Source organism: Aliinostoc sp. HNIBRCY26 (assembly GCF_050235535.1).
Classification (GTDB): Bacteria; Cyanobacteriota; Cyanobacteriia; order Cyanobacteriales; family Nostocaceae; genus Trichormus.
In genome coordinates this window covers 6,052,581-6,078,147 of sequence record NZ_CP189852.1, presented here as the reverse complement: position 1 = coordinate 6,078,147, position 25,567 = coordinate 6,052,581, and the positions used below count along the sequence as shown (strand labels likewise).

Sequence of the window (25,567 nt, the reverse complement as noted above, 5' to 3'; positions counted from 1 at the left end):
GGGGACTGGGTAAAAAGTTATCTGTTCTGCTACTCTTTTTTTGGTACAAAAAAGCAATATTTACTTTTACCTTTTGCCTTTTGCCTTTTGCCTTTTCTATTCTGATTCCAGAAAGATTTGCGTTACGTAAATTTTGCTACCATTGCTAGCTACACCCACCCCTGAAAGATTGAAATTTCCCTCAATATTGGTTTTATGTCTGGGACTACTGAGCCATTTTTCTACAGCTAGAGTAGCAGAATTTCTCACGTCAATGTCAGCAACATTTTCAGCTGCACCATTATAGGGAATTGCGATCGCGTCGAGTCGTTCTTCTACTCCGTTATGTCCAAACGTAACTTTTCCACTAGCCATATTTTGACTGTGGATTCTGGCTTGATTGTCTATCGCTGCATTACGGGTTAGGGGTGGTAGCTTTTGAGAAACTCGATATTGATTCACTTGCTGAAATACTGATGCTTCTATAGCTTCGGTGTCAATCTGAGATTGTGCTATCTGCTGAAACTGAACAATGGGACTAGCGGCGGAAAATGCGATCGCGCTATTTGAAATGAGCGTCACAGAAACAACACTCAAAAGAGTGCTGCGGATGATACCAAGTTCCATAGTGTTGCGCTGAATGTGGGATACATTCTTGAGTATCCGCCTTTACCCTTTAAAGCACAATATCTATCTGTGCAAATACTTGAAACACCTGATTTTAATCACAACTTGACCCTGCGATCGCGCAAAAACCCTGGTTCTTTAATAAAACCAGGGTTCTGCATCAACTAAAATACAGCCAATCTATTTACCCAACTAGTCTTTTACTGTCTTGTCTTTTAAACCTTTGACAACGGAAGTCGCACCAAAAGCACCTATTGCTAACAAGCCTAACATCGCATTGGGTTCGGGAACACTGCGGTTAGCTAGTCTATAGGAGTGGTTATCAGTTTCAAACGCAATACCATTGGTACGCATCACAACGCGATCAAATTTTTCCCCGTTTTCACCAACTAAGTTGATAAACATATTAGCTTCTTTGCTAGTCCAACTTCCGTTAGCGATAGCGGTTGGGACATCTGAACCACTGAAACTTTTCAGCAACTTACCGCCACTATAAATGTCAACAAAGTTGTAAGAATCTAATGAACCGGCATAGAAACCGAAGTAATCAATTGCTTCTTTAAAATCCAGAGTCACAGAACCAGTGCTACCTGCAATTCCACTACCTACAGGAGCAATTGTTAAATAATTGGTATTGTCTCCGTATGGTGAGGCATATTGACCAGATTTGCTACCAATAACAATGTTATCAGTAATATTGCTGTAAGTTACAAAGCCATTGGGGTCTTTAGCTGTACCTTTACCTGTAACATCATCAAAAGTGACAGTCTTAACATCAGAGTAAGATGAGAACGGGCCAGCGTTTACTTTCAGAGTTACAGCACTAGCGGGATTGCTGCTCATCACTACAGCTGTCAAACCTAATAATGCAATAGATAATTTATTTAACATTTCGATGATTAGTCTTTCTAATGTGTGAGTAGAACTGTATCTAATCTAAGTTGTCACCAACATAAACATGAACTGTATATATACGAAAAGTTTCTTGAAGATTAAATAAAGTAAACCTACTAAAATATGATGAATATGGTTAGGTTAATGAAATTAATAATTAAGTGAATCTCTGATAAAGAACATCATTACTTTCAGAGATGAAACAATTCCAAAATCCTCTGACAGACTGCCTCATGTTTTCTGTTGACAACATTACCACCAGTAAAAATATTTCTGATTTTCTAATTGATGGTGCCAGCAAACAACATATGCAATGTATTTTTTCTCATCAAATGTGAGTGACAAATAAACCTGAATAGTTAACTCATCTCCCTATATTACTATTGCAAAAACATAACGGATAAACACAGTCTAAGTATATAAAAAACAAATTAATCAAGTTTAACGTTACTAGCTTAATTAATGTTGAAAATATTTTTGTAAAAATAGAATTTTAAGAAAACACGAAATCCTTGCTTTACAATACTTTAACATCTTTTTTGTTAATATAAATCTCTGATAATTTTCTAGAAAGATAGTTTATAAGGCAAATTGTCATACTTGCTAAAAGATATGTGGATATTGCATAATTTTGGCTAACTTATCTATAAAATTAAACAAGCATTTAATTACAGGCTAACAATTTCGGTAAAATTCCAGTTTAAAAATCCTGGTTTATTGAAAACCAGGATTCTTAATTGTTGACAAGGTTCGTAGTGAGGACTTCAGTCCTCATAAATCAGGACTAAAGTCCTTACTACAAACGGGTGAAATTAACTACGGGAGATTTCATCCAGTAGAGTACCATCTGAGGCGACTAATTGAATTTGCAATGGCATTTGTCCGGCGGCGTGGGTGGAACAACTTAAACAAGGGTCAAAAGCACGTATTCCGGCTTCGACACGATTAAGCATCCCTTCGGGGATTTCTGTACCTTGAATAAAATGTTTGGCAATTTGGGCGACTGTGCGATTCATCGCTAGATTATTTTGACCGGTAGCGATGATTAAATTGACCTTTTGCATCAGGCCATTTTCATCAACTTGATAATGATGGAATAATGTCCCTCGTGGTGCTTCACTTACGCCAACACCTTCTAATTGATTGACACCAGCTTCCGCACGTAATCGATTTGATAATATATCTGGATGATCTAAAAAGATTTCGACATATTCAATACAAGCAAGAATTTCAATTAAACGAGCATAGTGATAGAAAAATGATGATGTGACTGCACCTTGTGCGAGTTGACGAAATATCTGTAATTCTTGATCTGCTAACGGTGTCCCAATAGAACTGCAAATATTTAAACGTGCTAGCGGCCCTACACGATACATTCCGCTATCTAAACCGCTATGACCATTATTCTCTGGATATCCCAAGGGGCGATAATAGGGTGATTTTAAGTAAGAATCTGGTTGAACAACTTCCCCAATAAAATCTTGATAGTTTGTGGGGTCAAGTTTATCAGCAATAATATTACCATTACTATCAACAAAGCGAATATAACCATCGTAGGTTTCCCATAAGCCATCAGGAGTTACTAAACCCATAAATAAACTAGGGAAATTACCGAAAGTTTGCACTTCTTTTTGATAGTCTTGCAAGAGGTTCTTGAATTTATCTAAAGCATTGATAGTAGTTGCTTTAGCTTCGGGGATGCGTTGCTGAATGTGGGTGCGTGCTTCTGGTGTGAGGGGTTCTCTGACTCCTCCAGGAACAGCCCAAGCTGGGTGGATCTTTGCACCTCCCAATAATTCAATAATTTCTTGACCAAATTGACGCAGGCGAATACCACCACGGGCTAATTCTGGTTCGGCGGCGATGAGTCCGAAAACATTGCGTTTAGCGGGGTCACTATCCATACCCAGCAATAAATCTGGGGCGGTAAGGTGAAAGAAACTCAAAGCATGGGATTGAATAATTTGCCCCCAATTCATCAGCCGCCGGAGTTTAGCGGCGACGGGAGGTATAGTAACAGATAAAATGCGATCGCCTGCTTTAGCTGAAGCCAATAAGTGACTGACTGGACAAATACCACACACACGCGCCGTAATACCGGGCATTTCCCATAAAGGACGACCTTCGCAAAACTTTTCAAATCCGCGAAACTCAGTCACATGAAACCGAGCATCACTAACTTGTCCTGTATCATCTAAGAAAATACTAATTTTGGCGTGACCTTCAATCCGGGTAACGGGATCGATAACAATTCTTTTAGACATAAGTGATAGGGGATTGGGGATTGGGGATTGGGGACTGGGACAAGGGAGACAAAGTAGACAAGGTAGACAAGGAAGTATTTATTTCTCTCTCAGCACTCAGCACTTATTACTCATTACTCATCACTCATTACTCATTACTCATTACTCATTACTCCTAAAGATCATAAAGTCGAGCCTCTAAGGCTTCTGGGTATTCGTCGCAGTAGTCTTCAAAAGCTGTTTTGTGAATCTTTTCGGCTTTTTGGTGAGCGATTTCTGATTGCAGTTCTTCTACGACATCCCAAGCGGCGGCGCACTCTTCAGAACGGACACCTTTCTGTTCACAAACGACGCGGGCTTTTTGGATTTCGTCTTGTAATTGTTGTTCTAAAACTACTGTTCGGGGTAGTTCCAAAAAGTTACTGTGAGCCAAAATGTCAGTCAGGGAGATGATACCCAATAACCCACCTTGAATCACGGGCGCTCTATGTAGATGATAATCAGCGAATAATCTGGCTACGTACTCTAAACCCAAATCTGGATTGATGGCGATACAAGGTTTAGTCATGACTTCGTAGACGCGAACTTTACCAGGATCTTTACCGTAAGCAATCACCTTATAGATAATATCGCTCTCGCTAATGATGCCGTAAGCGTCTTGTTCATGGCGACGATCTACAATTAAAGCCCGCCAGTCCCTAGCTCGCATTAATTTCACAGCGTCGGCTACAGTAGCAGAACTGCGGATAGTTGCCACATCTTTTGTCATCACATCTGCTGCTTTTAACATAAATTACCTCGGTTGGCGGGATTGGGAACTGGGGACTGGGGATTGGGGATTGGGGACTGGGGACTGGGGACTGGGGATTGGAGACTGGGGATTGGGACAAGGGAGACAAGGGAGAAAATTCTATGCCCTATGCCCTATGCCCAATTACCCAAATTTAATCAAGTCGCGTCCTTCTAGATGTGGTTTTTCTCCGCGCAATAGTGGTTCTAGGGCGGCGCGGATGCGTGTAGCTGAGGGTGGACAACCAGGTAAATATATATCAACGGGTACTATTGTGTGTACTGGTGTCACTTGATCTAGTAATGGGGGTACAATGCCGGGTTCGTGGGGAATTTGCGGTTTTAGATCAACTGCTTGGATATAAGAACGCTGTAAAACTGGTTCAGCACTACCTAAAGGATTGCGTAGGGCGGTGACGTTACCGGTCACAGCACAGTCCCCGAAGGAAATTAAGATTTGAGAACGTTCTCTGACGATTTGGATAGTCTCCAAGTGTTCTTCATTAGCGATCGCACCTTCGACTAATACCACATCCACATACTCTGGATATTTTTTAATATCTGCAAACGGACTAAACACTACATCTGCTTGGGCGGCTAAGTCAATCAGCCATTCGTCTAAATCCAAAAAGGACATATGACAACCAGAACATCCGCCTAACCATACTGTTGCTAATTTCAAACGAGACATAATTTTGGGGGATTGGGGATTGGGGATTGGGGACAAGGTAGACAAGGTAGACAAGGTAGACAAGGTAGAATTTATTTCTCAGATCAGCACTCACTACTCATTACTTATTACTCATTACTCATTACTCACTACTCATTACTCATTACTCATTACTCATCACTCACCACTCTCTGCCATTCTTGGACGATAAAGTGGGGGACGTTGATGTCGATGGAGCGATCGCCAGGTTGAGGTATGCTCAAAACTAGGGGTTCTGTTGGTAATTTTGACAAGATGTCTTGAAAGTCATATTGACCAATGGTGGGGGCTGGTGCTTCTTCTAAGAAAACATCAGCAGCCTTGAAGACTTTGCCTGTAGCAGTGGTGATTTTTAAAGGTTGGGGATGAATCAGTTCGGCGGAACCAGGAAATCCTACTAGCCGTAAATTTAAAGTTTGTCCTTGACCTGGATAAACTTGTTTAAATAGAACAACTTGCCAAGTCTTTCCTAATTGATCAGTTAATCTTGTTTGTGAGCGATAGAGAGTTTCTGCTGATGCTGTTTCTCGTTTTTCAATAGATGCAATAACTGTTTCGGTATATAGACTTCCTAAACCAAAAAACATAATCATTGTTACTATCGCTAACAATAGCAGCCACCAAAAAATACTTTTGAAGGAAGTCGCAGACAAACACATCGATAACGGAGAAACATTTTTCCGCCCCTGTTTCCTCCTATTGATTTTTCGACTCACTCTCGCCATCAGATTCACCTCCTAATTTTGGGCATCGGGAATTGGGAATTGGGCATTGGGCATGGGGTATCGGGAATTGGGAATTAGAAATACTGTCTACCTTGTCTACCTTGTCCCAATCCCCAATCACTCTTCAATTTTGAATTTTGTAGCTTGCTTCCCGTAAGGGTATTTTGAATTTTGAATTGATAAGTCCCCAGTCCCCAGTCCCCAGTCCCCAATCCCTAAAAATTCCATTGCTGCTTCTCCCTTGCGGTAACGAGAAAATCGAGCTTGGCGCGATCGCGTTTCATTTCGCCGACGCTAGAACCTTGATAAAATAGTGCGCCTGTGGGACAAGCATTGACACATTTACCGCAAGAGGTGCAAGTTTGGGATGTTCCCCAAGGTTGGCTTAAGTCAGTGATGACATGGGATTTTGTGCCTCTCCCTGCCATATCCCAGGTATGCGCGCCTTCTATTTCGTCACATACACGGATACAACGGGTGCAAAGAACGCAACGATTATGGTCTATACCGTAGCGGTCATGAGATAAATCAACTTTGCGATCGGGGAAATGGTAGGCTAAACGCACATGATCCATACCCATTTCAATCGCGAGGTCTTGTAATTCACAATTGCCGTTAGCTACACATACTGAGCATACATGATTGCCTTCGGCAAAGAGCATTTCAATAATTGTGCGACGATAATTTTGTAGGCGATCGCTATTAGTTACTACTTCCATACCTTCAGTAACTTTTGTCACACAAGCCGGAAGTAACTTATTCATCCCAGCGATTTCTACCAAACACAACCGACAAGCCCCCACATCCTCCACGCCTTCTAAATGACACAATGTAGGAATATGAACACCAGCTTCTTGCGCCGCTTGTAGTACCGTTTCCTCCTCACGCGCACTGACTAATTGACCATCGATTGTTAGAGTTTTTACAGTCACGTCGCTTTACTCCGAATTTATAGTTACTGGGGACTAGGGATTGGGGATTGGGGACTGGGGACTGGGGATTGGGGATTGGGGATTGGGGATTGGGGATTGGGGATTGGGAACTGGGACAAGGTAGAAAAGGTAGAATTTATTTCTCTCTTAGCACTCAGCACTCATTACTCATTACTCATTACTCATTACTCATTACTCATTACTCAGCACTCAGCACTCACTACTCATCACTAATCAACGCCAAATACTCATCATGAAAATACCGCAAGGTACTAAATACGGGGTTGGGTGCAGACTGTCCTAAACCGCATAAACTGGTATTTTTCACCATGTCACACAGTTCTTCTAAAAGTTGTAAATCAGCTTGTGATGCTTTCCCTTCGCTAATTTTGGTTAATAATCCATGTAACTGTACAGTCCCAACTCGGCAAGGAATGCACTTACCGCAGGATTCATCCATGCAAAATTCCATGAAGAAGCGGGCGACATCTACCATATTGGTAGTTTGATCCATGACAATCATCCCGCCAGAACCCATCATTGAACCTAAGCTAGCCAAGGATTCATAATCTACAGGTGTATCAAAAGCGGAGGCGGGAATACATCCCCCAGAAGGGCCACCTGTTTGTACTGCTTTCGCTGTACCACCATCAGGGACACCACCACCCATTTTTTCTACTATTTCTCGGAGGGAAGTTCCCATTGGCACTTCGATTAAACCTGTATTGCGGATTTTGCCAGCTAGGGCAAAAACTTTTGTCCCCTTGCTTTTACCAGTACCGATACTAGCAAACCAATCCGCACCTTTACGGATAATGGGTGCAATATTGGCAAAGGTTTCTACGTTATTAATTAAGGTCGGATGTCCCCATAAACCAGATTCAGCCGGATAGGGTGGACGGGGGTGAGGAACACCGCGCTTACCTTCAATAGAAGCCATCAGAGCCGTTTCTTCACCGCAAACATAAGCTCCTGCACCGATGCGGATATCAATTTTAAAATCAAAGGGAGAATCAAAGATTTTACTCCCTAAAATACCTAAACGTTGGGCTTGATTAATGGCAGTTTGTAAGCGTTTGATGGCGGTGGGATATTCTGCCCGGACATAAATATAACCTTGACTGGCACCCACAGCATAGCCTGCGATCGCCATTCCCTCTAACACCCGATGGGGATCACTCTCCAACACACTCCTATCCATAAACGCACCAGGATCTCCCTCATCGGCGTTACAGATCACAAATTTGCGCTCACCTTTGGCTTTAGCCACCGTCGCCCATTTCAAACCTGTGGGATAACCAGCACCACCACGTCCCCGTAAACCACTGCGGCTAATAGTATCCACCACCTCAACCGATGTCAGATCCCGCAGCACATGATAAAGAGCCTGATAACCACCGGTGGCAATGTAAGATTGAATCCTTTCTGGATCTACTTTGCCACTGTTTTCTAAGACTATCGGCATTTGGGATGTAAAAAATGGTTGGTCTAGTCTTACTACCGATAGGTTGGACTCTTTACCTTTGAGAGTCTCTATAATGGCTGGTGCATCTTCAGGTGTTACCTTCTCGTAGAGAACTTCTTGAGTCTCTACACCCACTCTTTCCACTTCTACTAAAGGCCCCTGACAGCACAAACGCATACAACCAACACCAGAAACTTGCACCTCTTGCTCCCAGCCTTCTACTTTCACAGCCGCCTCTAGTTGTTGTTTCACCGCTTGTGAGTTAGCAGAAAGACAGCCAGCCGCCGTACAACAACGAATTTGTATTGGTTTAGTTTGAGAACGTTCCTGTCGAGATATTTCTAATAATTCATTTAGTTCCATGTTCTATACCAAATTTGTATATGCCACATACCCTAATAACAATTCAAAATTCAAAATTCAAAATTCAAAATTAAGAAAGTGAGACTCAGCATAACTTTCACCTTTCACCTTTTACCTTTTACCTTTTGCCTTTATGTTCTTCCCAGCCATTCTTGTACGCGTTTGGTTACAGATTCAGGGGTTTGATTCCCTAAAACTTTGTTATCAAACACTACCGCCGGTGCAATTCCACAAGCACCCAAACAGCGTGCTGTCATTAGTGATAACTGACCATCAGTAGTGGTTTCTCCAGCATGGATATGAGTTAATTGCTCTAGATTGGCCAAAATTGCTGGTGCGCCTTTGACATAACAAGCTGTACCCGTACACACCACACAACTATGAACGCCTTGTGGTGCTAAAGAAAACAGATGATAAAAAGTGGCTACACCATAGACTCGACTTGGCGGTAATTTTAGACTATGGGCGATATAAAGCAATAAATCGTTTTCTAGGTAGCCAAAGAGTTCTTGCGCCTTGTGGAGAATTTCAATTAGTGCATCTTGTTGATATTGGTGACGCTTAATAGTTGCGTCTAGCATCTTCAAGCGTTTATCTCCACTCGGATGAGTCTGATTTGGTGGTAATGTGGTTGTCATTTTGGGGGGACTGGGGATTGGGGACTGGGGATTGGGGACTGGGGATTGGGGACTGGGGGTATTCACTCTTAAAACCCCCATACCCCTACACCCTCACACCCTTAAACCCCTATTACTTGGTTATTATGGGAATCTTCTGTTATGGTTTGTTGTTCCTTGGCTGGACAATGGACTATGTGAACTGAACAGGGTGCATGGTGTAGGACGTAGTTACTTACACTACCTAGAAATAATTCTTTGATTCCGGCAAAACCTCTGTGTCCCATGACGATTAAATCAGCATTCCAGGTAGTCGCTAATTTACAAATAGTGCGTCCGGGACTACCCATGATTTGGGTAAATTCTGTAGGTACGTCTGCGGTGTTGGCTTTCGCACTGAAGGATTGCAGCATCTTCATACCTTCATTTTTAAAGCGATCCCATTGTTTTTGATAGATTTCAAAGCTTTGACCGCTTAATCCTGGATAGTAGTCATAAGTGGATACCATCGGAATGTGAGGACTACCATCTTCTTCTGAAGATAAGACGTGTACTAACAATAATTTACCTTGTGTGGCTGTTGCTAAAGCTAATGCTTGCTCAAAAACCTGTTGTCCCATTTCTGAGCGATCCAATGCGACTAAAATATTTTTCAGCATATAGACCTCTGCAAGTAATTTGAATAATAAGGTGTTGGATTGTCAAATTGAGTTTTTATGTTTAGCTGTAGAAAAATAAGCAGGACGAATCTTTTAGTTCTCACCTCCCTCACACTATATGTTTATAGGGCAAGAATTTGAGGAAGTTGTGAAGAAGGAAGTAGTGATGAGTGCTGTTAGCGGTAGCGCGGCGTTTAGCCGGTGCTGAGTTAGGAAATCAATTCTACCTTGTCCCCAATCCCCAATCCCCAGTCCCCAGTCCCCAGTCCCCAATCCCTCTTTCTGTCATCATAAGTAGCTGTCTTGACAATACTATTAGCGATCGCGTACCGCTAACAGCACTCATTACTCAGCACTCAGCACTTTTAACATCTGGCTTAAGTCATAATTTTTGACTGAGCGTTAGGTCTAACTAAAGGTTGATAAATATTGATATTTGTAAAAAGTTATTAATAATAGGTAGATATAGCATTTAAGATACTTTTAAATTACTCACATTAATAGCTATATTTTTCACAGATAAAAATATTTTGTGTTAATTAATTATTAAAATTTTATTAAATATGAAGATTTTAATTGTAGAGGATGATGAATTAAATGCCTCCGCGCTGAGTGTGGTATTGGCAAATCAAAATTATGTGGTGGAATTGGCAACTGATGGTCATAGTGCTTGGGATTTAGTAGAAACTTATGATTATGATTTAATTCTTTTGGATGTAATATTACCGAAGCTAGATGGCATCAGTCTTTGTCGGCAAATTCGTGCTAGCGGGAGACAAATGCCGATTTTGCTCTTGACTGGTTGTGATAGTGGTCATGAAAAAGCTATTGGCTTGGATGCGGGTGCGGATGACTACGTAGTCAAACCATTTGATCAAGAAGAATTAGTCGCCAGAATACGCGCACTATTACGACGGGGGGGAACAGTATCACAACCAATACTAGAGTGCGGTAATTTACGACTTGATCCTAGCAGTTGTGAAGTTACCTATAGACAAGAATTACTATCACTAACACCAAAAGAATACGCACTATTAGAATTATTTTTGCGAAATCATCGTCGGGTGTTTAGCTGTAGCATGATTTTGGAGCATCTTTGGTCTTATGAAGATACTCCCAGTGAAGAAGCCGTCCGCACCCATATTAAAGGCTTACGGATGAAGTTGAGAAATGCGGGAGTCCCTGGAGATTTAATAGAAACAGTGTATGGTATTGGGTATCGACTCACACCACAGGAAGAAGATAACCAAAATACAGGGGAAAAAGAAGAAGCTATATCTAGTAATTCGCCATTAGAGTCCACACAAACGGCAATAGCAGGAATTTGGTCAAGATTTTATGGACGGGTAGATGAGCAAGTCAAGGTTTTAGAAGCAGCATCTACTGGCGTTAAACAAGGAATTTGTAGTACAGACTTGCAATTACAAGCCAAACAAGAAGCGCATACATTAGCCGGTTCTCTGGGGACATTTGGAATACCAGAGGGTTCAAAGTTAGCCAAGAAAATTGAGCAGCTATTGAAATCAGAACCAAATTGGACACCTGCGGAAATTGGGAAATTGCAAAAGTGGGTGAAGTTATTGCGCCAAGAAGTAGCCGCACGTCAACCCACCGAAGAAACTACCACATCAAATACTAATGGTGATTTACCAAAACCCCAAGCTAGCAGCAAAAGTTTAGCAGCGATCGCCCCCATACAACCACTATCCCACACCGAAGCTAAAGTCCTAGCCGTAGACGATGACCCCCAAATTCTGGCTTTATTACAAACCCTCCTCCATCCTTGGGGACTCAAAGTGATCACACTAGATGATCCCCGTGATTTTTGGGAAATATTACCAGCCGAAAATCCTGATTTATTAATCTTAGATGTAGAAATGCCCCATAACAACGGCATTGAACTATGTCAAATCATCCGTAATGATGCCCAATGGAGTGAACTACCAATTCTCTTCCTCACAGTCCATAGTGATGCGGAAATTGTCAATCAAGTTTATAGCGTCGGTGCTGACGATTTTGTCAGCAAACCCATCGTGGGGCCAGAACTAGTCACACGCATTATCAACCGTCTGGAACGAGTCAAACTACTCAGGCGAGTGTCTGCGAGGGGTGCGGAGAGTGCAGTGGTGCAGGGGTGCAGGGGTGCAGGAGTGCAGGAGGGATTAAACCCCAGTCCCCAGTCCCCAATACCCAATCCCCAATCCCCAATCCCCAATTCCCCCTTCTTACCCGATAATCGTGCCATCTTCGACGCTGAACCAGAGTGCGTCAAAATTGTGGCGGCTGATGGAACTTTATTGGCAATTAATCAGGCTGGGTTGACTATCTTAGGTGCAGATAACCCTGATACTGTGGTGGGTAAGTCTATCTATGATGTGATTGCGCCTGAATACCAACAGACATTTCTGCAATTCCATACAAGTGTCTGTCAAGGACAAAAAGGGACTTTGGAATTCATACTGATTAACCGTCAAGGTGAACGTCGTTGGGTGACAACTCACGCTGTTCCTTTGCGAAATCCCGCAGATGATAGCTGGGTACATTTAGCGATTACACGGGATATTACCAACATTAAACAAGTAGAAGCAGAAATTCAGCGAGTGAATCGCACATTAAAAACCTTAAGTGACTGCAATCAGGCTCTAATACGGGCAGATAATGAAGAAGATTTACTCCACCAAGTTTGCGAAATTTTAATCCAAATCGGGGGTTATCGTTTGGCTTGGGTGGCTTACGCCAACAATAATCCCCACAAAGATATTTATCCAGTCGCCCAAGCAGGCTATGAGGATGGATATCTGCAATCTCTGCATCTGACTTGGGCGGATACAGTTCGTGGTCAAGGGCCGACTGGTACAGCTATTCGTACAGGTAAAACCACAATTATTCAAAATATTTTGACGGACAGTCGGTTTGAGGTTTGGCGTTGTCAAGCGACGAGTCGGGGTTATGCAGCATCTATTGCTTTACCGTTAATTGCTAATGGTCAAACTTTTGGGGCTTTGAATATTTATGCGGCCGAACCTAATGCTTTTGATGTGCATGAAGTGCAGCTGTTAGAAGAACTCACAGCAGATTTAGCCTATGGAATTTTAGCATTACGTAATCAACGCGATCGCCAACGTGCTGAAGCTGCCCTCAAAGAAAGTGAAGAAAGTCTTGCCCTCGCCTTGGAAGCCGCTAATTTAGGCATTTGGGATTGGAATCTCATCACTAACCAAGTAACTTGGACTGATGGCCATGCCAAATTATTGGGGATGACGCTGAATGGTTCTGATGAAATCTGGAAAAATTGCGTTTTTCCAGCCGACTTGTCAGGCATAGAGCAAGCACTTCTTGATGCCCAACAACACAAAACTGATTATAATCATGAATTTCGCGTAGTTTGGCCAGATGGCAGTATTCACTGGCTGGAAGGCACAGGTAAATTTTACTACGATGAATCTGGGCAGGCTGTGCGAATGCTGGGTACAGTCAGAGACATCAGTAATCGCAAGCAAATCGAAGCTGCCCTGCAAACTGCCAACAACGAATTAGAATTGAGAGTGGCAGAACGCACAGCCGAGTTAGTCAATGTCAATCGTCAGCTACAATCAGAACTTGATGAACGCCAACGCATCGAAGCAGCACTGCGGATTTCTCAAATCAGATTGGCACGCATTTTAGATATTGCCGATGATGCGATTATCTCCATTGATAGCAACCAAAATATTACTCTGTTTAACCAAGGGGCAGAAAAGATTTTTGGCTATTGCGCCCAAGAAATTATCGGTCAAAGCCTTGATGTCTTGTTACCCCAGCGTTTTACTCAAAGCCATCGTCAGCACGTCAACGGTTTTAGTCAATCTCCCAGCATGGCGCGACGGATGGGAGAACGACGGGAAATATATGGTTGTCGGAAAGATGGGACAGAATTTCCGGCTGAGGCTTCCATCTCAAAACTACATATAGAAAGCGATACTATTTATACTGTAATTCTCAGAGATATTACAGAAAGAAAACAAATTGAAAGGATGAAAGATGAATTTGTTTCCGTCGTCAGCCATGAACTACGTACACCCTTAACCTCAATTCATGGTTCCTTGGGAATGCTCACCAGTGGGTTATTACCAGCAGCATCAGAACAAGGTAAGCGGTTACTGCAAATTGCTACCGACAGCACCGAACGCTTAGTCCGCTTAATTAATGACATCCTCGATATCGAAAGAATTGAGTCAGGTAGGGTGAAAATGGAGCGAGAAACCTGCATTCTTACCGACTTAATAGAATCGGCTGTTAGTATTATGCAGCCCTTAGCTAATAAAGCCCAAGTGACACTCTCTGTAGAAAGTCCATCGCTACAACTATGGGTAGACCCCGACCGGATTGTGCAAACTTTAACTAATTTACTCAGTAATGCCATCAAGTTTTCCTCCCCACAAGCCAATGTGTGGCTAGCGGCGCAAAAATACGGTGATGAAGTCTTACTGACAGTTAAAGATACCGGTCGGGGAATTCCGGCTGACAAAATCCACAGTATTTTTGAACGCTTTCAACAGGTAGATTCCTCAGATTCACGCAACCATGAAGGTACAGGTTTAGGCTTGGCTATTTGTCAAAGTATCGTCCATCAACATAGCGGGAGAATTTGGGTGGAAAGTGTCTTGGGAGAAGGTAGCACATTTTACTTTACACTGCCGATTTTGCCCATTCCCCCCAGTCCTGAGTTAGTAGATGATTTTCCCTTCCCCCATCCCCAATCCCCACTCGTCCTAGTTTGCGATGATGATGCTGTGATTCGTCAAGAAATGCAGACTCTCTTGGAAAGAGGGGGATATCGCGTGATTACTGTAGCGACAGGAGAAGAAGCGATCGCGATCGCGGCTAACCAGCATCCCAGCGTGATTGTACTGGATTTACTCATGCCAGGGATGAATGGTTGGGAAACAATGGCACTCTTAAAAGAGCAACCTGAGACAAAAGAAATCCCCATTGTGATTTGCAGTGTCTATAAGCAAAGCAGCAATAGCCAAAATAGTAGTGATTTTGTGGATTGGGTACGTAAACCAGTCCAAGAAAGTTATTTATTAAACTCCTTAAGACAAGTTATCGCTAAATCTTCCCAACAAGCCCGAATTCTGGTTGTGGAAGATGATCCTGATTTAGTAGAACTACTAGTGACGTTATTTGAAAGACATGGTATCGAAACCTTTTGTGCCAAAAGCGGTAGAGAAGCAATTCGCCTCAGTCAAGAAGTCAATCCCGATTTGTTAATTTTAGATTTAATTTTGCCAGAAACAGATGGTTTTGCGGTTGTTGATTGGTTACAGCAACACCATCATCTGTGTAATATTCCTCTAGTAGTTTATTCTGCCCAGGATTTAGACGAATCAGAACGCAACAGACTGAAGCTAGGACATACAGAATTTTTAACCAAAGGACGCGTCACTACCCAAGAATTTGAACAACGAGTTATGGAACTACTGCAAAGAATTACTCACCAACAATCAACAGGACAGCCATCATGAAAACCAAACGAATTCTAGTGGTTGATAACGAGCAGTATATTCAAGAAGTCGCCAAAGTCTGTCTAGAAACGGTAGCAGGCTGGGAGGTGGTGACAGCTAGTTCCGGCCAAGAGGGAATCCACCAAGCGGAAACTCATCAACCAGATGCTATTCTCTTGGATGTGATGATGCCGGACATGGATGGCATTGCTACCTTTGAAAAATTGCAAGCCAACCCCAACACCAAAAAAATCCCGGTAATTTTATTAACCGCTAAAATTCAAGCTTCTGATCGTCGTCGTTACTCCCAATTAGGTATGGCCACTGCGATCGCTAAACCTTTTAATCCTTTAGAATTAGCTGGACAAGTAGCTACAGCTTTGGGCTGGAATTTAGAACCATAATCAAGCGTTACTTTAATTTATGGAAAAGTAACTTTATTTACTAGCTTCTCAGTGCAGTCTAGGATATCTTAGATAAGTACAGTAATGTGGAAATATTAACTTGTGTAAAGTAAAATAAAATGGTATTAACATTTATCGACTTCTAAGTTGAGACAGGATGTAATACCAATTCAAAAGACTCTGATGGCTAAGTGTAGTGTCTGACACAGAAGGCTTGTACCTACAAACTTCATTGATTAAGAAATCCCTATTTGATAAGGGTTTCTGGGTTGGGATTGATTTGGTGACTTTGAATGAATTGGTATAGTACCAATTGCTAATACTCTTGGGGAAAGCGGGTGACAAAATTCTTGCATCCCCATAAGATGACACTGAACAAGTATTGCTCAGTGGAAAAGAGTGGCGGATTCGTGGAAAATTGGTATTAGAGTGTATCGGCAAGACATTTTTAGTCTCAGATTTTTCTGTCTACGGTGCCACGACTACAGACTCAAACCCAGAAGTGCATTTTTTCACCACCCCCTCCAAGGTAGGGGATAGGAAACAGCCAAAAGTAACTCGCTACCGCGAATGTTCACAACTTGTCTATTCCCTGTAAAGAGTTCCCTGTAAAAAAATAGCAGCAATCAACCTCTCTGAACACCTCTGCAAGCAGAGATACCAGTTAGGAGAAACATGACGAGCCATGATGATTCAACGCGCCTGTATTACCATCCTATTAATTGACCATGACACCGAAGATTGGATGAGTTTTCGGCAGTGTTTGCAGCAGGATGATTTGTACACATATCGCATTTTAGAGTTTGAGACCGCTACACAGGCAATAGCATGGTGTCAGGAGGGAAAATCAGATGTAATTTTGCTCAATTCTCCCTCATCTGGAGACAATTGTTTAGATTCCCTAGAGAAATTGCGAAAAATTGTCAGCCATACAGAATCTGCAATCATTCTCTTAACAGCACACGAAGATACAGCAATTGCCGTTTGGGCAATGAAAAACGGGGCGCAAGATTATCTAGTCAAATCGCAACTCAGTCCGAATAGACTACAAGCAGCAATTCATGATGCAGTCAACCAAAGAGACAAATATCAGCAATTAGCACAGATTCAGGAACAAAAACAACTAATCAGTGCGATCGCCTTAAGGATTCGACAATCACTCAAGCTTAAAGACATTTTAGCGAGTACAGTTGCAGAAGTCCGGCAATTTTTACAAGCAGATAGGGTATTAATCTATCGATTTCACTCTGATATGAGTGGAACTGTCGTATCGGAATCGGTGTTACCTGGTTGGACAGTTAGCTTAGAGGCACAAATTCAGGATACCTGCTTTCAACAAGGGGCTGGTATGGAATATCGCCAAGGGAAAACAAGAGCGATTAATAACATTTACCAAGCAGGCTTAACAGACTGTCATGTGCAACTCCTCGAACAATATGAAGTCAAAGCCAACCTAGTCGTACCGATTTTGGTACTCAATCGGTTATGGGGATTATTAATTGCTCATCAATGTACTGCACCGCGCCAATGGCAAGCAATGGAACTAGAACTATTAGACCAACTCGCGGTGCAAATAGCGATCGCCATTCAACAAGCTAGTGCTTACGAAATCGCCCAAAAACAACTCAGGGAACGCTACCGCATCGAAAAAAATCTCCGAGACTCTGAAGAGCGATTTCGCAGCACCTTTGAACAGGCCGCAGTCGGTATTAGTCATGTGTCCTTAAGTGGAAAATTCCTGCGCGTTAACCAAAGGTTTGCTGATATTACTGGCTACTCCCAATCAGAACTAAAAACCTTGAGATTTCAAGAAATCACCCATCCAGAAGATTTGGCGGCTGATTTAGAGCAACTAGAAATCCTGCTAGCTGGGGCAATTTCGACTTACTCAATGGAAAAACGCTATATCCGCCAAGACAATACGATTATTTGGGTGAAACTGACAGTATCTCTAGTCCGTGATACTTTTGCTCACCCGCAATATTTTATTGGTGTAGTGGAAGATATTAGCGATCGCATCTTGGCACAACAGGCAATAAAACAACTCAATCAAGAACTGGAAGCTAGAGTCGAACGCCGCACAGCAGCCTTAAGAGAAAGTGAAGAACGCTGGCAATTGGCACTACGTGGCAGTAATGATGGCATCTGGGACTGGAATCTGAAAACTAACGAACTATTTTTTTCGGCGCGCTGGAAACAAATACGGGGTTTTACTGACGATGAAATTAGCCCCGATTTAGCAGCCTGGTCAAGCTATATTCATCCCGATGATCGCGATCGCATTCTGGCGGATTTAAATGACCATTTCGCCCAAAAAACACCATTCTTCCAAGCAGAATATCGAGTACAGTGCCAAGATGGTTCATATTTATGGGTCTTAGATCGGGGTCAAGCATTGTGGGATGAAGCGGGTAATGTCATCCGTATCAGTGGTTCAGAGACGGATATTACCACACGTAAACAGGCGGAAGCTCAGTTGTTTGAGCTGCTCAATTTACAACAAGCCATCCTCACATCTACCGACTATGCCATTACCTCTACCAACTCCCAGGGGATCATTCAAATCTTTAACCCAGCTGCCCAAAAAATGTTAGGCTATACAGCCGAGGAAGTTGTGGGTCAGGTAACGCCTGTTATATTCCACGATCCAGAGGAAATTCGGCAACATGCACAAGCACTAGGACAAGAAATTGCTCCAGGGCGAAAATTGATCTCTACAAACCCATCGGCACATCAAAAAGAGGAATGGACTTTTATTCGCAAAGATGGCTCATGCTTTCCCGTCTCTCTCTCGGTGCAACCTCTATGTAATGCCGAAGGACAGATAATTGGTGGAGTCGGTATTGCCAAAGATATTACACAACAAAAACAGATAGATGCCCAACTCCGCAAAAATGCCGCTAACCTTGCGGCTGCTCAAAGAATTGCCCATTTGGGGAGTTGGGAGATGGATTTACACACCCAGGAAATCCTGTGGTCACAAGAGGTGTTTCGCATTTTTGGCCGCAATCCTGAATCTGGAATGCCTACCTATGGCGAAATGCTGGAGTGGATACATCCAGATGACCGTCATCATCAAGATTTTGTGGTACAACAAGCGATCGCCCAAGGTCAATGTTACGAACTAGAGTATCGTTGTTATCGGCCAGACCAGAGTCTACGCTATGTACTATCACGGGGTGAAGTAATACTAAATGCGGATGGTCAACCCAGCCAGTTAATCAGCATTATCCTTGACATTACTGACCGTAAACAAACTGAACAGCAGTTAAGTAATCTTTCAGATCGGTTAACTTTAGCACTCAAATCAGCCGATATTGGCACTTGGGACTGGGATCTGAGCCATGATGTCTATTGGGATGAGAGGATGTATGCTCTGTACGAACTACCATATTCTGACGATTGTGTCAAAGACAAAGACTGGTTAAAGCTGATCCATCCAGAGGATCGGGACAAAACCGCAACTGCGCTGCAAGATGCCCTACAGGGAAAGCGGGAATTTGATGTGGAATTTCGCACAATGCGGAATAATGGTAGGATTCGCTATATCCATGCCTCAGCCCTGGTACAACGTAACCAACAGGGAAAAGCGCAACGCATGGTAGGCATTAACTACGATATTACAGAGCGCAAGCAAGTAGAATCAGCCCTGCGTGAAAGTGAACACCGTTATGCCACCTTGACTGAAGCTGCTCCTGTAGCTATTTTCCGCTTAGATCATACGGGTCAATGTGTCTATGTTAACGAGCGTTGGAGCAGGATGACAGGTAGACCAATCAAGTCTGCTTTGGGGGTAGGATGGCTAGAAGCTCTGCACCCAGAAGACCGCGATCGCCTACTCACAAAATGGTTGCAACAGGGATTTAGTCAACCAGAACTCTATCAAAATGAAGGCAGACATCTACTACCTGATGGTAGCGTCAACTGGTTTTATTGCCATATCCTGCCGGAAACAGACTCCAACGGTGCAATTATGGGTTACATTGGCACGCTGACGGATATTACAGAGCGTAAACAAGCAGAGGAACAGCTACATCATCTCTCAGAAAGATTGTCCGTGGCGATCAAATCAGGCGGCTTTGGGATCTGGGAATATGACTGCGTTAATGGTAGCCAGATTTGGGATGAACAAATGTACAAGCTCTACGGAGTTAGTCCTACTGATTTCGACCCTACTCTGGATACATGGTTAAGTTGTCTGCATCCAGATGATCGCGATTACATCGTGGCCATTATGGATCAAGTTCTGCAAAACAATCAAGAATACGACGTTGAGTTTAGCATCATTCAACCGAACGGAGAAATTCGCTACATCAAAGCCTATGGTCTGCTCAATTGTGACCCCCAAGGTCAACCTTTACGCATGATTGGGGTAAACTTTGACATTACGGCGCACAAGCAAGCTGAACAAGAACTCATCCGTAACAGAGACTTGCGGGAAATCATTTTTAATGAATCGGCTGATGCTTTGTTTTTAGTTGATCCAGCGACTTTAATCACTCTTGATTGTAATCGGCGTGCCGTCGAACTATTTGAAGCAGCGAAAAAATCGGACTTATTAGGAATAGCCGGACATCAACTCCAAAACCGTCAATTTTCCTCAGCAGAAATGGCCACTATTGTAACACAAATGCAAACCAAAGGTTTTTGGAGTCAAGAAATTGAGTATGTCACTTGTAAAGGTAAGGTTTTCTGGGGCAACATTGCCGCTAAACCTATTGTGATTGCTGGCCGTACCCTGAATTTATTGCGCGTGACTGATATTAGTGAGCATAAACAGGCTGAAGAAGCTCTCGCTAAATATGCCCGTGAAGTTGAAGATTTGTATAACAAAGCACCCTGTGGCTACCATTCCCTAGATAGTGCAGGTCGAATCATGCGGGTGAATGAAACAGAATTGCAATGGTTAGGTTACAGCCATGAAGAGATGATTGGTCAGCCTTTCGTTAACTTTTTTACGGAAACTAGTCGCCAAGCTTTTCTGGAAAACTATCCTCGCTTTAAAGAAAGAGGTTGGTCAAAGGATTTAGAGTATGAGATGGTCTGTAAAGATGGCACAATTTTACCAGTCATGATCAGTGCGGCTGCCGTTAAAGATGCAGATGGCAACTATTTATACAGCCGTGCCACCTTATTCGATATGCGCGAACAGCAAGCCGCGCTCCGCGATCGCCAAAAAGCAGAACAAGAGTTGCAAGCATCACGCACCATGCTGCAACTAGTCCTAGATACCATCCCCCAACGTGTCTTCTGGAAAGATTGCCAGTTAAATTACATCGGCTGCAATCCAGCCTTTGCTAATGATGCTCAACTGTTTCAGCCTGACGACATTATCGGCAAAACTGACTTTGACTTGCCTTGGAAACAACAAGCACCAATCTATCGTGCCGACGATACCTTAGTGATTACCACCGGAAAAGCCAAACTCGGCTATGAAGAACCGATGGCAACTCACGATGGTGCCAGCATTTGGCTCAGAACGAGCAAAATTCCCCTCACGAACACTACAGGGGAAGTGATTGGTGTTCTCGGTTCCTATGAAGATATTACGGAACGCAAATACGCTGAAGAGAAACTGCGCCAAACCAATGAACAATTAGCCAATGCTAACGCCGAATTAGCCCGTGCTACTCGCCTCAAAGACGAATTTCTCGCCAATATGAGTCATGAATTGCGAACCCCTCTCAATGCCATTTTGGGTATGTCGGAGGGGTTTGAGGAGGGTGTGTTTGGTGCGATCAATGACCAACAAGCCAAAGCAATCGCCACTATTGAACGTAGTGGGAGACACCTCCTGGAACTGATCAATGACATCCTCGACTTATCCAAAATTGAATCAGGTAAGTTAGAATTACAACTGAGTGATATTCCCATTAAAAGCCTGTGTGAAACCAGTCTAGTGTTTATTAAACAGGTAGCATTGAAAAAAAGTATTCGCCTCCTGACGGAAATTCCCCATCATCTAGGCAGTATCCAAGCGGATGATCGCCGTTTACGCCAGGTACTAATTAACTTACTCAGCAATGCTGTCAAGTTCACCCCAGAAGGGGGTACGGTAACACTCAAAGTCTGGCTGGAGGAGCCAGGGGAAAAGGAATGCGGGGGTGCAGGGGGAGGAATTTCTTGCTTGTCTTCTCAATCAAGCGTCAAGTGTCAAGCAACACCCCACATCAATTTTTGTGTCACTGATACTGGTATTGGGATTGCTCCTGAAAATATAGGCAAATTATTTCAACCTTTTATGCAGCTAGACAGCAGCCTCAATCGTCAATATAACGGTACTGGTTTAGGTCTAGCACTGGTACAAAGAATTACTACTTTACATGGCGGTACAGTCTGTGTTGACAGTCAGTTGGGGAAAGGCAGTTGTTTTACGGTGAGGATTCCTTATATCACCAGTGATATTTTGCCGCCAAAGTTAGCAACGGCACAATTGCCCAGAAATTACTCCCTGTCTCCCAACACCCCAGTGTTAATTATCGAAGACTCGATGGCGGCGGCTGACCAAATCACTCGCTATCTCCTGGAGATGAGCATCAAATGTTTAGTTTATCCAATGGGTGAAGGTGCGCTAGAAGAAGTCATACGTATTCGTCCAGCACTAGTGATTTTGGATCTGCAACTACCCAACGTATCAGGGTGGGATGTCCTCAAGCAACTCAAGCTCAACCCACAAACCAAGGATATTCCCGTTTTGATCGTCTCGGTTGTGGATGAACGGACTCAAGGCATAGCTGAGGGAGCATTTGCATATTTAGTTAAACCTATTACCCGGACTCAGTTTCAAGCCACCCTGGAGCGATTAAAATGTTCTACTAGTGATGAGTCTGGGATGAATAACGTTATAGCAAAATCTGCTTTGTCCTCTGCTTTAGTTTTACTAGTAGAAGACAATCAAGCCAATATCAACACTATGTCCGGTTATTTGGAAAGTCGCGGATATCGATTAGCGATCGCCAACAACGGACAACAAGCCATTGAACAAGTTTATGCCCAACGTCCTGACCTCATTGTCATGGATATCCAAATGCCAGAGATGGACGGATTGACAGCTATCCGCCGCATTCGCGAGGACGAGCAATTTGTGGATTTACCCATCATTGCATTAACAGCACTAGCCATGCCAGGCGATCGCGAAACCTGTCTCGCCGCAGGAGCTAATGAATATTTAACCAAACCCGTAAAGCTCAAACAACTCGTAGCGACAATTCAAAAATTTTTAACTAGATAAATAATTTAGTGGCAAAAAATAACTGTTAAACCCCTTTATCTTTTTAATTATCCCTATGTCTAATTTTGGCATTGTTTTCAGTTAAGTCAGTGAGAAAAAAACCACAAAGTTAATCAAAACCAACTAGGCTGAAACTATTTCTTCCTTCTGCCCTATAAACTATTCTTCTGAAAAAATAGAGATTTAATTATGAATCATCAACATTCTATTTTAATAATTGACGATGAACCAGATAACTTTGATGTAATTGAAATTCTACTTGATAGTGAAAACTACGAATTACATTATGCTCCCAGTGGTCAACAAGCTATTGATTGCCTTGATAGTTTTCAGCCTGATGTCATTTTGTTAGACGTAATGATGCCTGATTTAGATGGTATGGAAGTATGCCGGAAAATTAAATCTGAACGGCAATGGCAGACAATTCCGATCATTATGGTAACGGCATTAACTGCTAAAGAAGATTTAGCTAAATGTATGGCGGCTGGAGCAGATGATTTTATTAGTAAGCCAGTCAATGGTGTGGAACTAAGAGCCAGAGTGAATTCGATGCTGCGAATTAAAGGCCAGTACGATCAATTGCAGAGTCTGCTGAATCTGCGTGAAGATATGGTCAATATGATTGTACATGACTTACGTAACCCCCTCACCAGCATTATTATCTCCAATGAAGTGCTGCAAATTCCTGGATTATCACCCGAAAAGCATGAACAAAAGACACATAAAATTATTCTCGCAGCCCAACAAATGCAATCTATGATTGATAGCTTGCTGATTATGGCTAAGTTGGAATCTGGCAAAATGGTTCTTCAGCGCAATGATGTAGAACTAGGTACACTTTGTCTGTCGGCGTTGGCAGATGTGGAAGAAATCGCTCACCACAAAAATCTTCATCTTGTCAGCGAATTACCCAATCCAGGAAGTATGGTAAACGTCGATGTACCGATTTTTCGCCGCATTTTGGATAATTTACTCTCTAATGCCATTAAATTTTCCCCTCCTCACTCTCAAGTTATCCTCAAAGCAGAATGTTCTACTACAGATACTAAATTGCAAGTGATCGATTCCGGTTCAGGAGTACCGCAAAACTTACGCCAAAGCATTTTTGAAAAGTATGAGATTGGCACAAGAATGAGCGAGGTTTCACAAATTGGCTTAGGATTAGCTTTTTGCAAAATGGCCATTGAGGCGCATCACGGTATGATTATGGTTGAAGATAATTATCCCCAAGGGAGCGTTTTTACAATTTTCTTACCGTCAATCTAGGATACAAAAATAATTTCGGAAATGAAATTGTTCGATTCTTGTATAGTAATAATTAATACTATAATTTAGTGTACCTACCTAAAAATACTTAACATTATTCTACTTATTTATGGTGTCTTCTAGCCAAAAACTACGGCAGCTACTTGCAAAACCTGAAATTATTGTGATTCCTGGTGTTTATGATTGCTTAAGTGCAAAGTTAGCAGAAAATATAGGTTTTGATGTTATTGCTACCAGTGGTTTTGGTATTGCAGCTTCTACCTTGGGTTTGCCAGACTATGGTTTTCTCTCCGTTACAGAAACACTATATAGTATTGGACGCATTGCTCAAGGGGTGAATGTACCTCTGATTGCAGATTTAGATACTGGTTATGGCAATGCTCTGAATGTGATGCGGACTATCAAGGATGCTGTACAGTTGGGAGTAGCAGGCGTTTTGCTAGAAGACCAGGAATGGCCGAAAAAGTGCGGACACTTTGAAGGGAAACGAGTCATCCCCACAGAAGAACACGCCGGGAAAATTAGAGCCGCAGTTGAGGCGCGGGGAGATAGTGGTTTAGTAATTATCGCCCGGACTGATGCCCGTGCGCCTTTGGGTTTAGAGGCTGCGATCGCCCGTGGTCGTGCTTATATTGCCGCCGGAGCAGATATACTCTTTGTAGAAGCACCCCAATCTGTAGAAGAATTAAAAGCGATTAGAGCTGCTTTTCCTGACATTCCCTTAGTAGCTAATATCGTTGAAGGTGGTAAAACTCCTTCTCTGTCGGCGGCTGAATTACAAAATTTAGGGTTTAAAATAGTCTTCTTCCCCTTAACTGGCTTATTAGCAGTTACCCAAACTCTGACTAATTGTTTAACTCATTTGAAACAACAGGGAACTACAGCTAATTTTCATGATTTAGTGAGTTTTCAAGATTTTCAAGCACTCGTCGGTGTTCCCCAATTTCTACAAATGGAAAAGCAATTTACTGTAGAGAATGATGAATAAATTATCTGAATTTATCTAATACTAAAGATACATACGATATTACCCAAGATATGCAACCAAACGCAGATAAACGCAGATAAACGCAGATAAAATCGATTTTTTAATGCAACATTTAAGGCTTGAAACGCCAGTAGGTTGGGTTGACGTAAGGAAACCCAACACCGACATCTATTTCTTATTTTATTATAAA

General features: G+C 42.6%; 16 protein-coding genes. 6 read left to right on the top strand and 10 right to left on the bottom strand.

Annotated features, from left to right (window positions below; genetic code table 11):
* Positions 1-96: 96 nt before the first annotated feature.
* From ACQFX9_RS25650 to ACQFX9_RS25605, 10 genes are all read right to left on the bottom strand, one after another.
* A complete protein-coding gene (locus ACQFX9_RS25650; protein WP_427159377.1) occupies positions 97-606 on the bottom strand; it encodes a CAP domain-containing protein in 510 nt (169 codons plus the stop codon).
* 192 nt (positions 607-798) lie between these two features.
* Positions 799-1,497, bottom strand: a complete 699-nt coding sequence (locus tag ACQFX9_RS25645; RefSeq protein WP_427159375.1) for a PEP-CTERM sorting domain-containing protein — start codon at positions 1,495-1,497, stop codon at positions 799-801.
* 815 nt (positions 1,498-2,312) lie between these two features.
* Positions 2,313-3,764, bottom strand: a complete 1,452-nt coding sequence (locus ACQFX9_RS25640; RefSeq protein ID WP_427159374.1) for a Ni/Fe hydrogenase subunit alpha — start codon at positions 3,762-3,764, stop codon at positions 2,313-2,315.
* 154 nt (positions 3,765-3,918) lie between these two features.
* Entirely contained in the window at positions 3,919-4,533 is a 615-nt protein-coding gene (locus tag ACQFX9_RS25635; protein WP_427159373.1) for a CP12 domain-containing protein, read from the bottom strand.
* 144 nt (positions 4,534-4,677) lie between these two features.
* The gene (locus tag ACQFX9_RS25630; protein ID WP_103137196.1) at positions 4,678-5,223 is read right to left on the bottom strand and encodes an oxidoreductase; all 546 of its coding nucleotides are present in this window, start codon (positions 5,221-5,223) and stop codon (positions 4,678-4,680) included.
* Positions 5,224-5,372: 149 nt separating this feature from the next.
* Positions 5,373-5,834: a DUF3122 domain-containing protein gene (locus ACQFX9_RS25625; RefSeq protein ID WP_427159372.1), complete on the bottom strand. Its 462-nt coding sequence runs from the start codon at positions 5,832-5,834 to the stop codon at positions 5,373-5,375.
* A gap of 347 nt (positions 5,835-6,181) precedes the next feature.
* Positions 6,182-6,898: a bidirectional hydrogenase complex protein HoxU gene (hoxU, locus tag ACQFX9_RS25620; protein ID WP_427159371.1), complete on the bottom strand. Its 717-nt coding sequence runs from the start codon at positions 6,896-6,898 to the stop codon at positions 6,182-6,184.
* Between the two features lie 220 nt (positions 6,899-7,118).
* Positions 7,119-8,726: an NADH-ubiquinone oxidoreductase-F iron-sulfur binding region domain-containing protein gene (locus tag ACQFX9_RS25615; RefSeq protein WP_427159370.1), complete on the bottom strand. Its 1,608-nt coding sequence runs from the start codon at positions 8,724-8,726 to the stop codon at positions 7,119-7,121.
* 131 nt (positions 8,727-8,857) lie between these two features.
* Entirely contained in the window at positions 8,858-9,364 is a 507-nt protein-coding gene (hoxE, locus tag ACQFX9_RS25610) for a bidirectional hydrogenase complex protein HoxE (protein WP_427163005.1), read from the bottom strand.
* A 101-nt stretch (positions 9,365-9,465) separates the two neighbouring features.
* Complete coding sequence (locus ACQFX9_RS25605; RefSeq protein ID WP_427159369.1) at positions 9,466-10,002, bottom strand: universal stress protein; 537 nt, start codon at positions 10,000-10,002, stop codon at positions 9,466-9,468.
* Between the two features lie 170 nt (positions 10,003-10,172).
* On the opposite strand from ACQFX9_RS25605, the gene ACQFX9_RS25600 reads away from it, so the two are divergent.
* From ACQFX9_RS25600 to ACQFX9_RS25575, 6 genes are all read left to right on the top strand, one after another.
* The gene (locus tag ACQFX9_RS25600) at positions 10,173-10,397 is read left to right on the top strand and encodes a hypothetical protein (RefSeq protein WP_427159368.1); all 225 of its coding nucleotides are present in this window, start codon (positions 10,173-10,175) and stop codon (positions 10,395-10,397) included.
* 168 nt (positions 10,398-10,565) lie between these two features.
* Complete coding sequence (locus ACQFX9_RS25595; RefSeq protein WP_427159367.1) at positions 10,566-15,509, top strand: response regulator; 4,944 nt, start codon at positions 10,566-10,568, stop codon at positions 15,507-15,509.
* Positions 15,506-15,892 carry a response regulator gene (locus ACQFX9_RS25590; protein WP_427159366.1) on the top strand — a complete coding sequence of 129 codons (387 nt, stop codon included), beginning with the start codon at positions 15,506-15,508 and terminating at the stop codon, positions 15,890-15,892. The genes ACQFX9_RS25595 and ACQFX9_RS25590 overlap by 4 nt, the downstream gene beginning before the upstream one ends.
* A gap of 685 nt (positions 15,893-16,577) precedes the next feature.
* Positions 16,578-23,123 carry a PAS domain S-box protein gene (locus ACQFX9_RS25585; RefSeq protein WP_427159365.1) on the top strand — a complete coding sequence of 2,182 codons (6,546 nt, stop codon included), beginning with the start codon at positions 16,578-16,580 and terminating at the stop codon, positions 23,121-23,123.
* Between the two features lie 189 nt (positions 23,124-23,312).
* On the top strand, positions 23,313-24,389 hold the full coding sequence (locus tag ACQFX9_RS25580; RefSeq protein ID WP_427159364.1) for a hybrid sensor histidine kinase/response regulator: 1,077 nt from the start codon (positions 23,313-23,315) through the stop codon (positions 24,387-24,389).
* 112 nt (positions 24,390-24,501) lie between these two features.
* Positions 24,502-25,377, top strand: coding sequence for an isocitrate lyase/PEP mutase family protein (locus ACQFX9_RS25575; protein WP_427163004.1), 876 nt, complete (start codon positions 24,502-24,504; stop codon positions 25,375-25,377).
* Positions 25,378-25,567: the final 190 nt, after the last annotated feature.

What these genes read in the sequence shown, in the direction of transcription:
- ACQFX9_RS25650 (WP_427159377.1), bottom strand. Translation starts at nt 606, where the DNA reads ATGGAACTTGGTATCATCCGCAGCACTCTTTTGAGTGTTGTTTCTGTG.
- ACQFX9_RS25645 (WP_427159375.1), bottom strand. Translation starts at nt 1,497, where the DNA reads ATGTTAAATAAATTATCTATTGCATTATTAGGTTTGACAGCTGTAGTG.
- ACQFX9_RS25640 (WP_427159374.1), bottom strand. Translation starts at nt 3,764, where the DNA reads ATGTCTAAAAGAATTGTTATCGATCCCGTTACCCGGATTGAAGGTCAC.
- ACQFX9_RS25635 (WP_427159373.1), bottom strand. Translation starts at nt 4,533, where the DNA reads ATGTTAAAAGCAGCAGATGTGATGACAAAAGATGTGGCAACTATCCGC.
- ACQFX9_RS25630 (WP_103137196.1), bottom strand. Translation starts at nt 5,223, where the DNA reads ATGTCTCGTTTGAAATTAGCAACAGTATGGTTAGGCGGATGTTCTGGT.
- ACQFX9_RS25625 (WP_427159372.1), bottom strand. Translation starts at nt 5,834, where the DNA reads ATGATTATGTTTTTTGGTTTAGGAAGTCTATATACCGAAACAGTTATT.
- ACQFX9_RS25615 (WP_427159370.1), bottom strand. Translation starts at nt 8,726, where the DNA reads ATGGAACTAAATGAATTATTAGAAATATCTCGACAGGAACGTTCTCAA.
- hoxE (WP_427163005.1), bottom strand. Translation starts at nt 9,364, where the DNA reads ATGACAACCACATTACCACCAAATCAGACTCATCCGAGTGGAGATAAA.
- ACQFX9_RS25605 (WP_427159369.1), bottom strand. Translation starts at nt 10,002, where the DNA reads ATGCTGAAAAATATTTTAGTCGCATTGGATCGCTCAGAAATGGGACAA.
- ACQFX9_RS25595 (WP_427159367.1), top strand. Translation starts at nt 10,566, where the DNA reads ATGAAGATTTTAATTGTAGAGGATGATGAATTAAATGCCTCCGCGCTG.
- ACQFX9_RS25590 (WP_427159366.1), top strand. Translation starts at nt 15,506, where the DNA reads ATGAAAACCAAACGAATTCTAGTGGTTGATAACGAGCAGTATATTCAA.
- ACQFX9_RS25585 (WP_427159365.1), top strand. Translation starts at nt 16,578, where the DNA reads ATGATGATTCAACGCGCCTGTATTACCATCCTATTAATTGACCATGAC.
- ACQFX9_RS25580 (WP_427159364.1), top strand. Translation starts at nt 23,313, where the DNA reads ATGAATCATCAACATTCTATTTTAATAATTGACGATGAACCAGATAAC.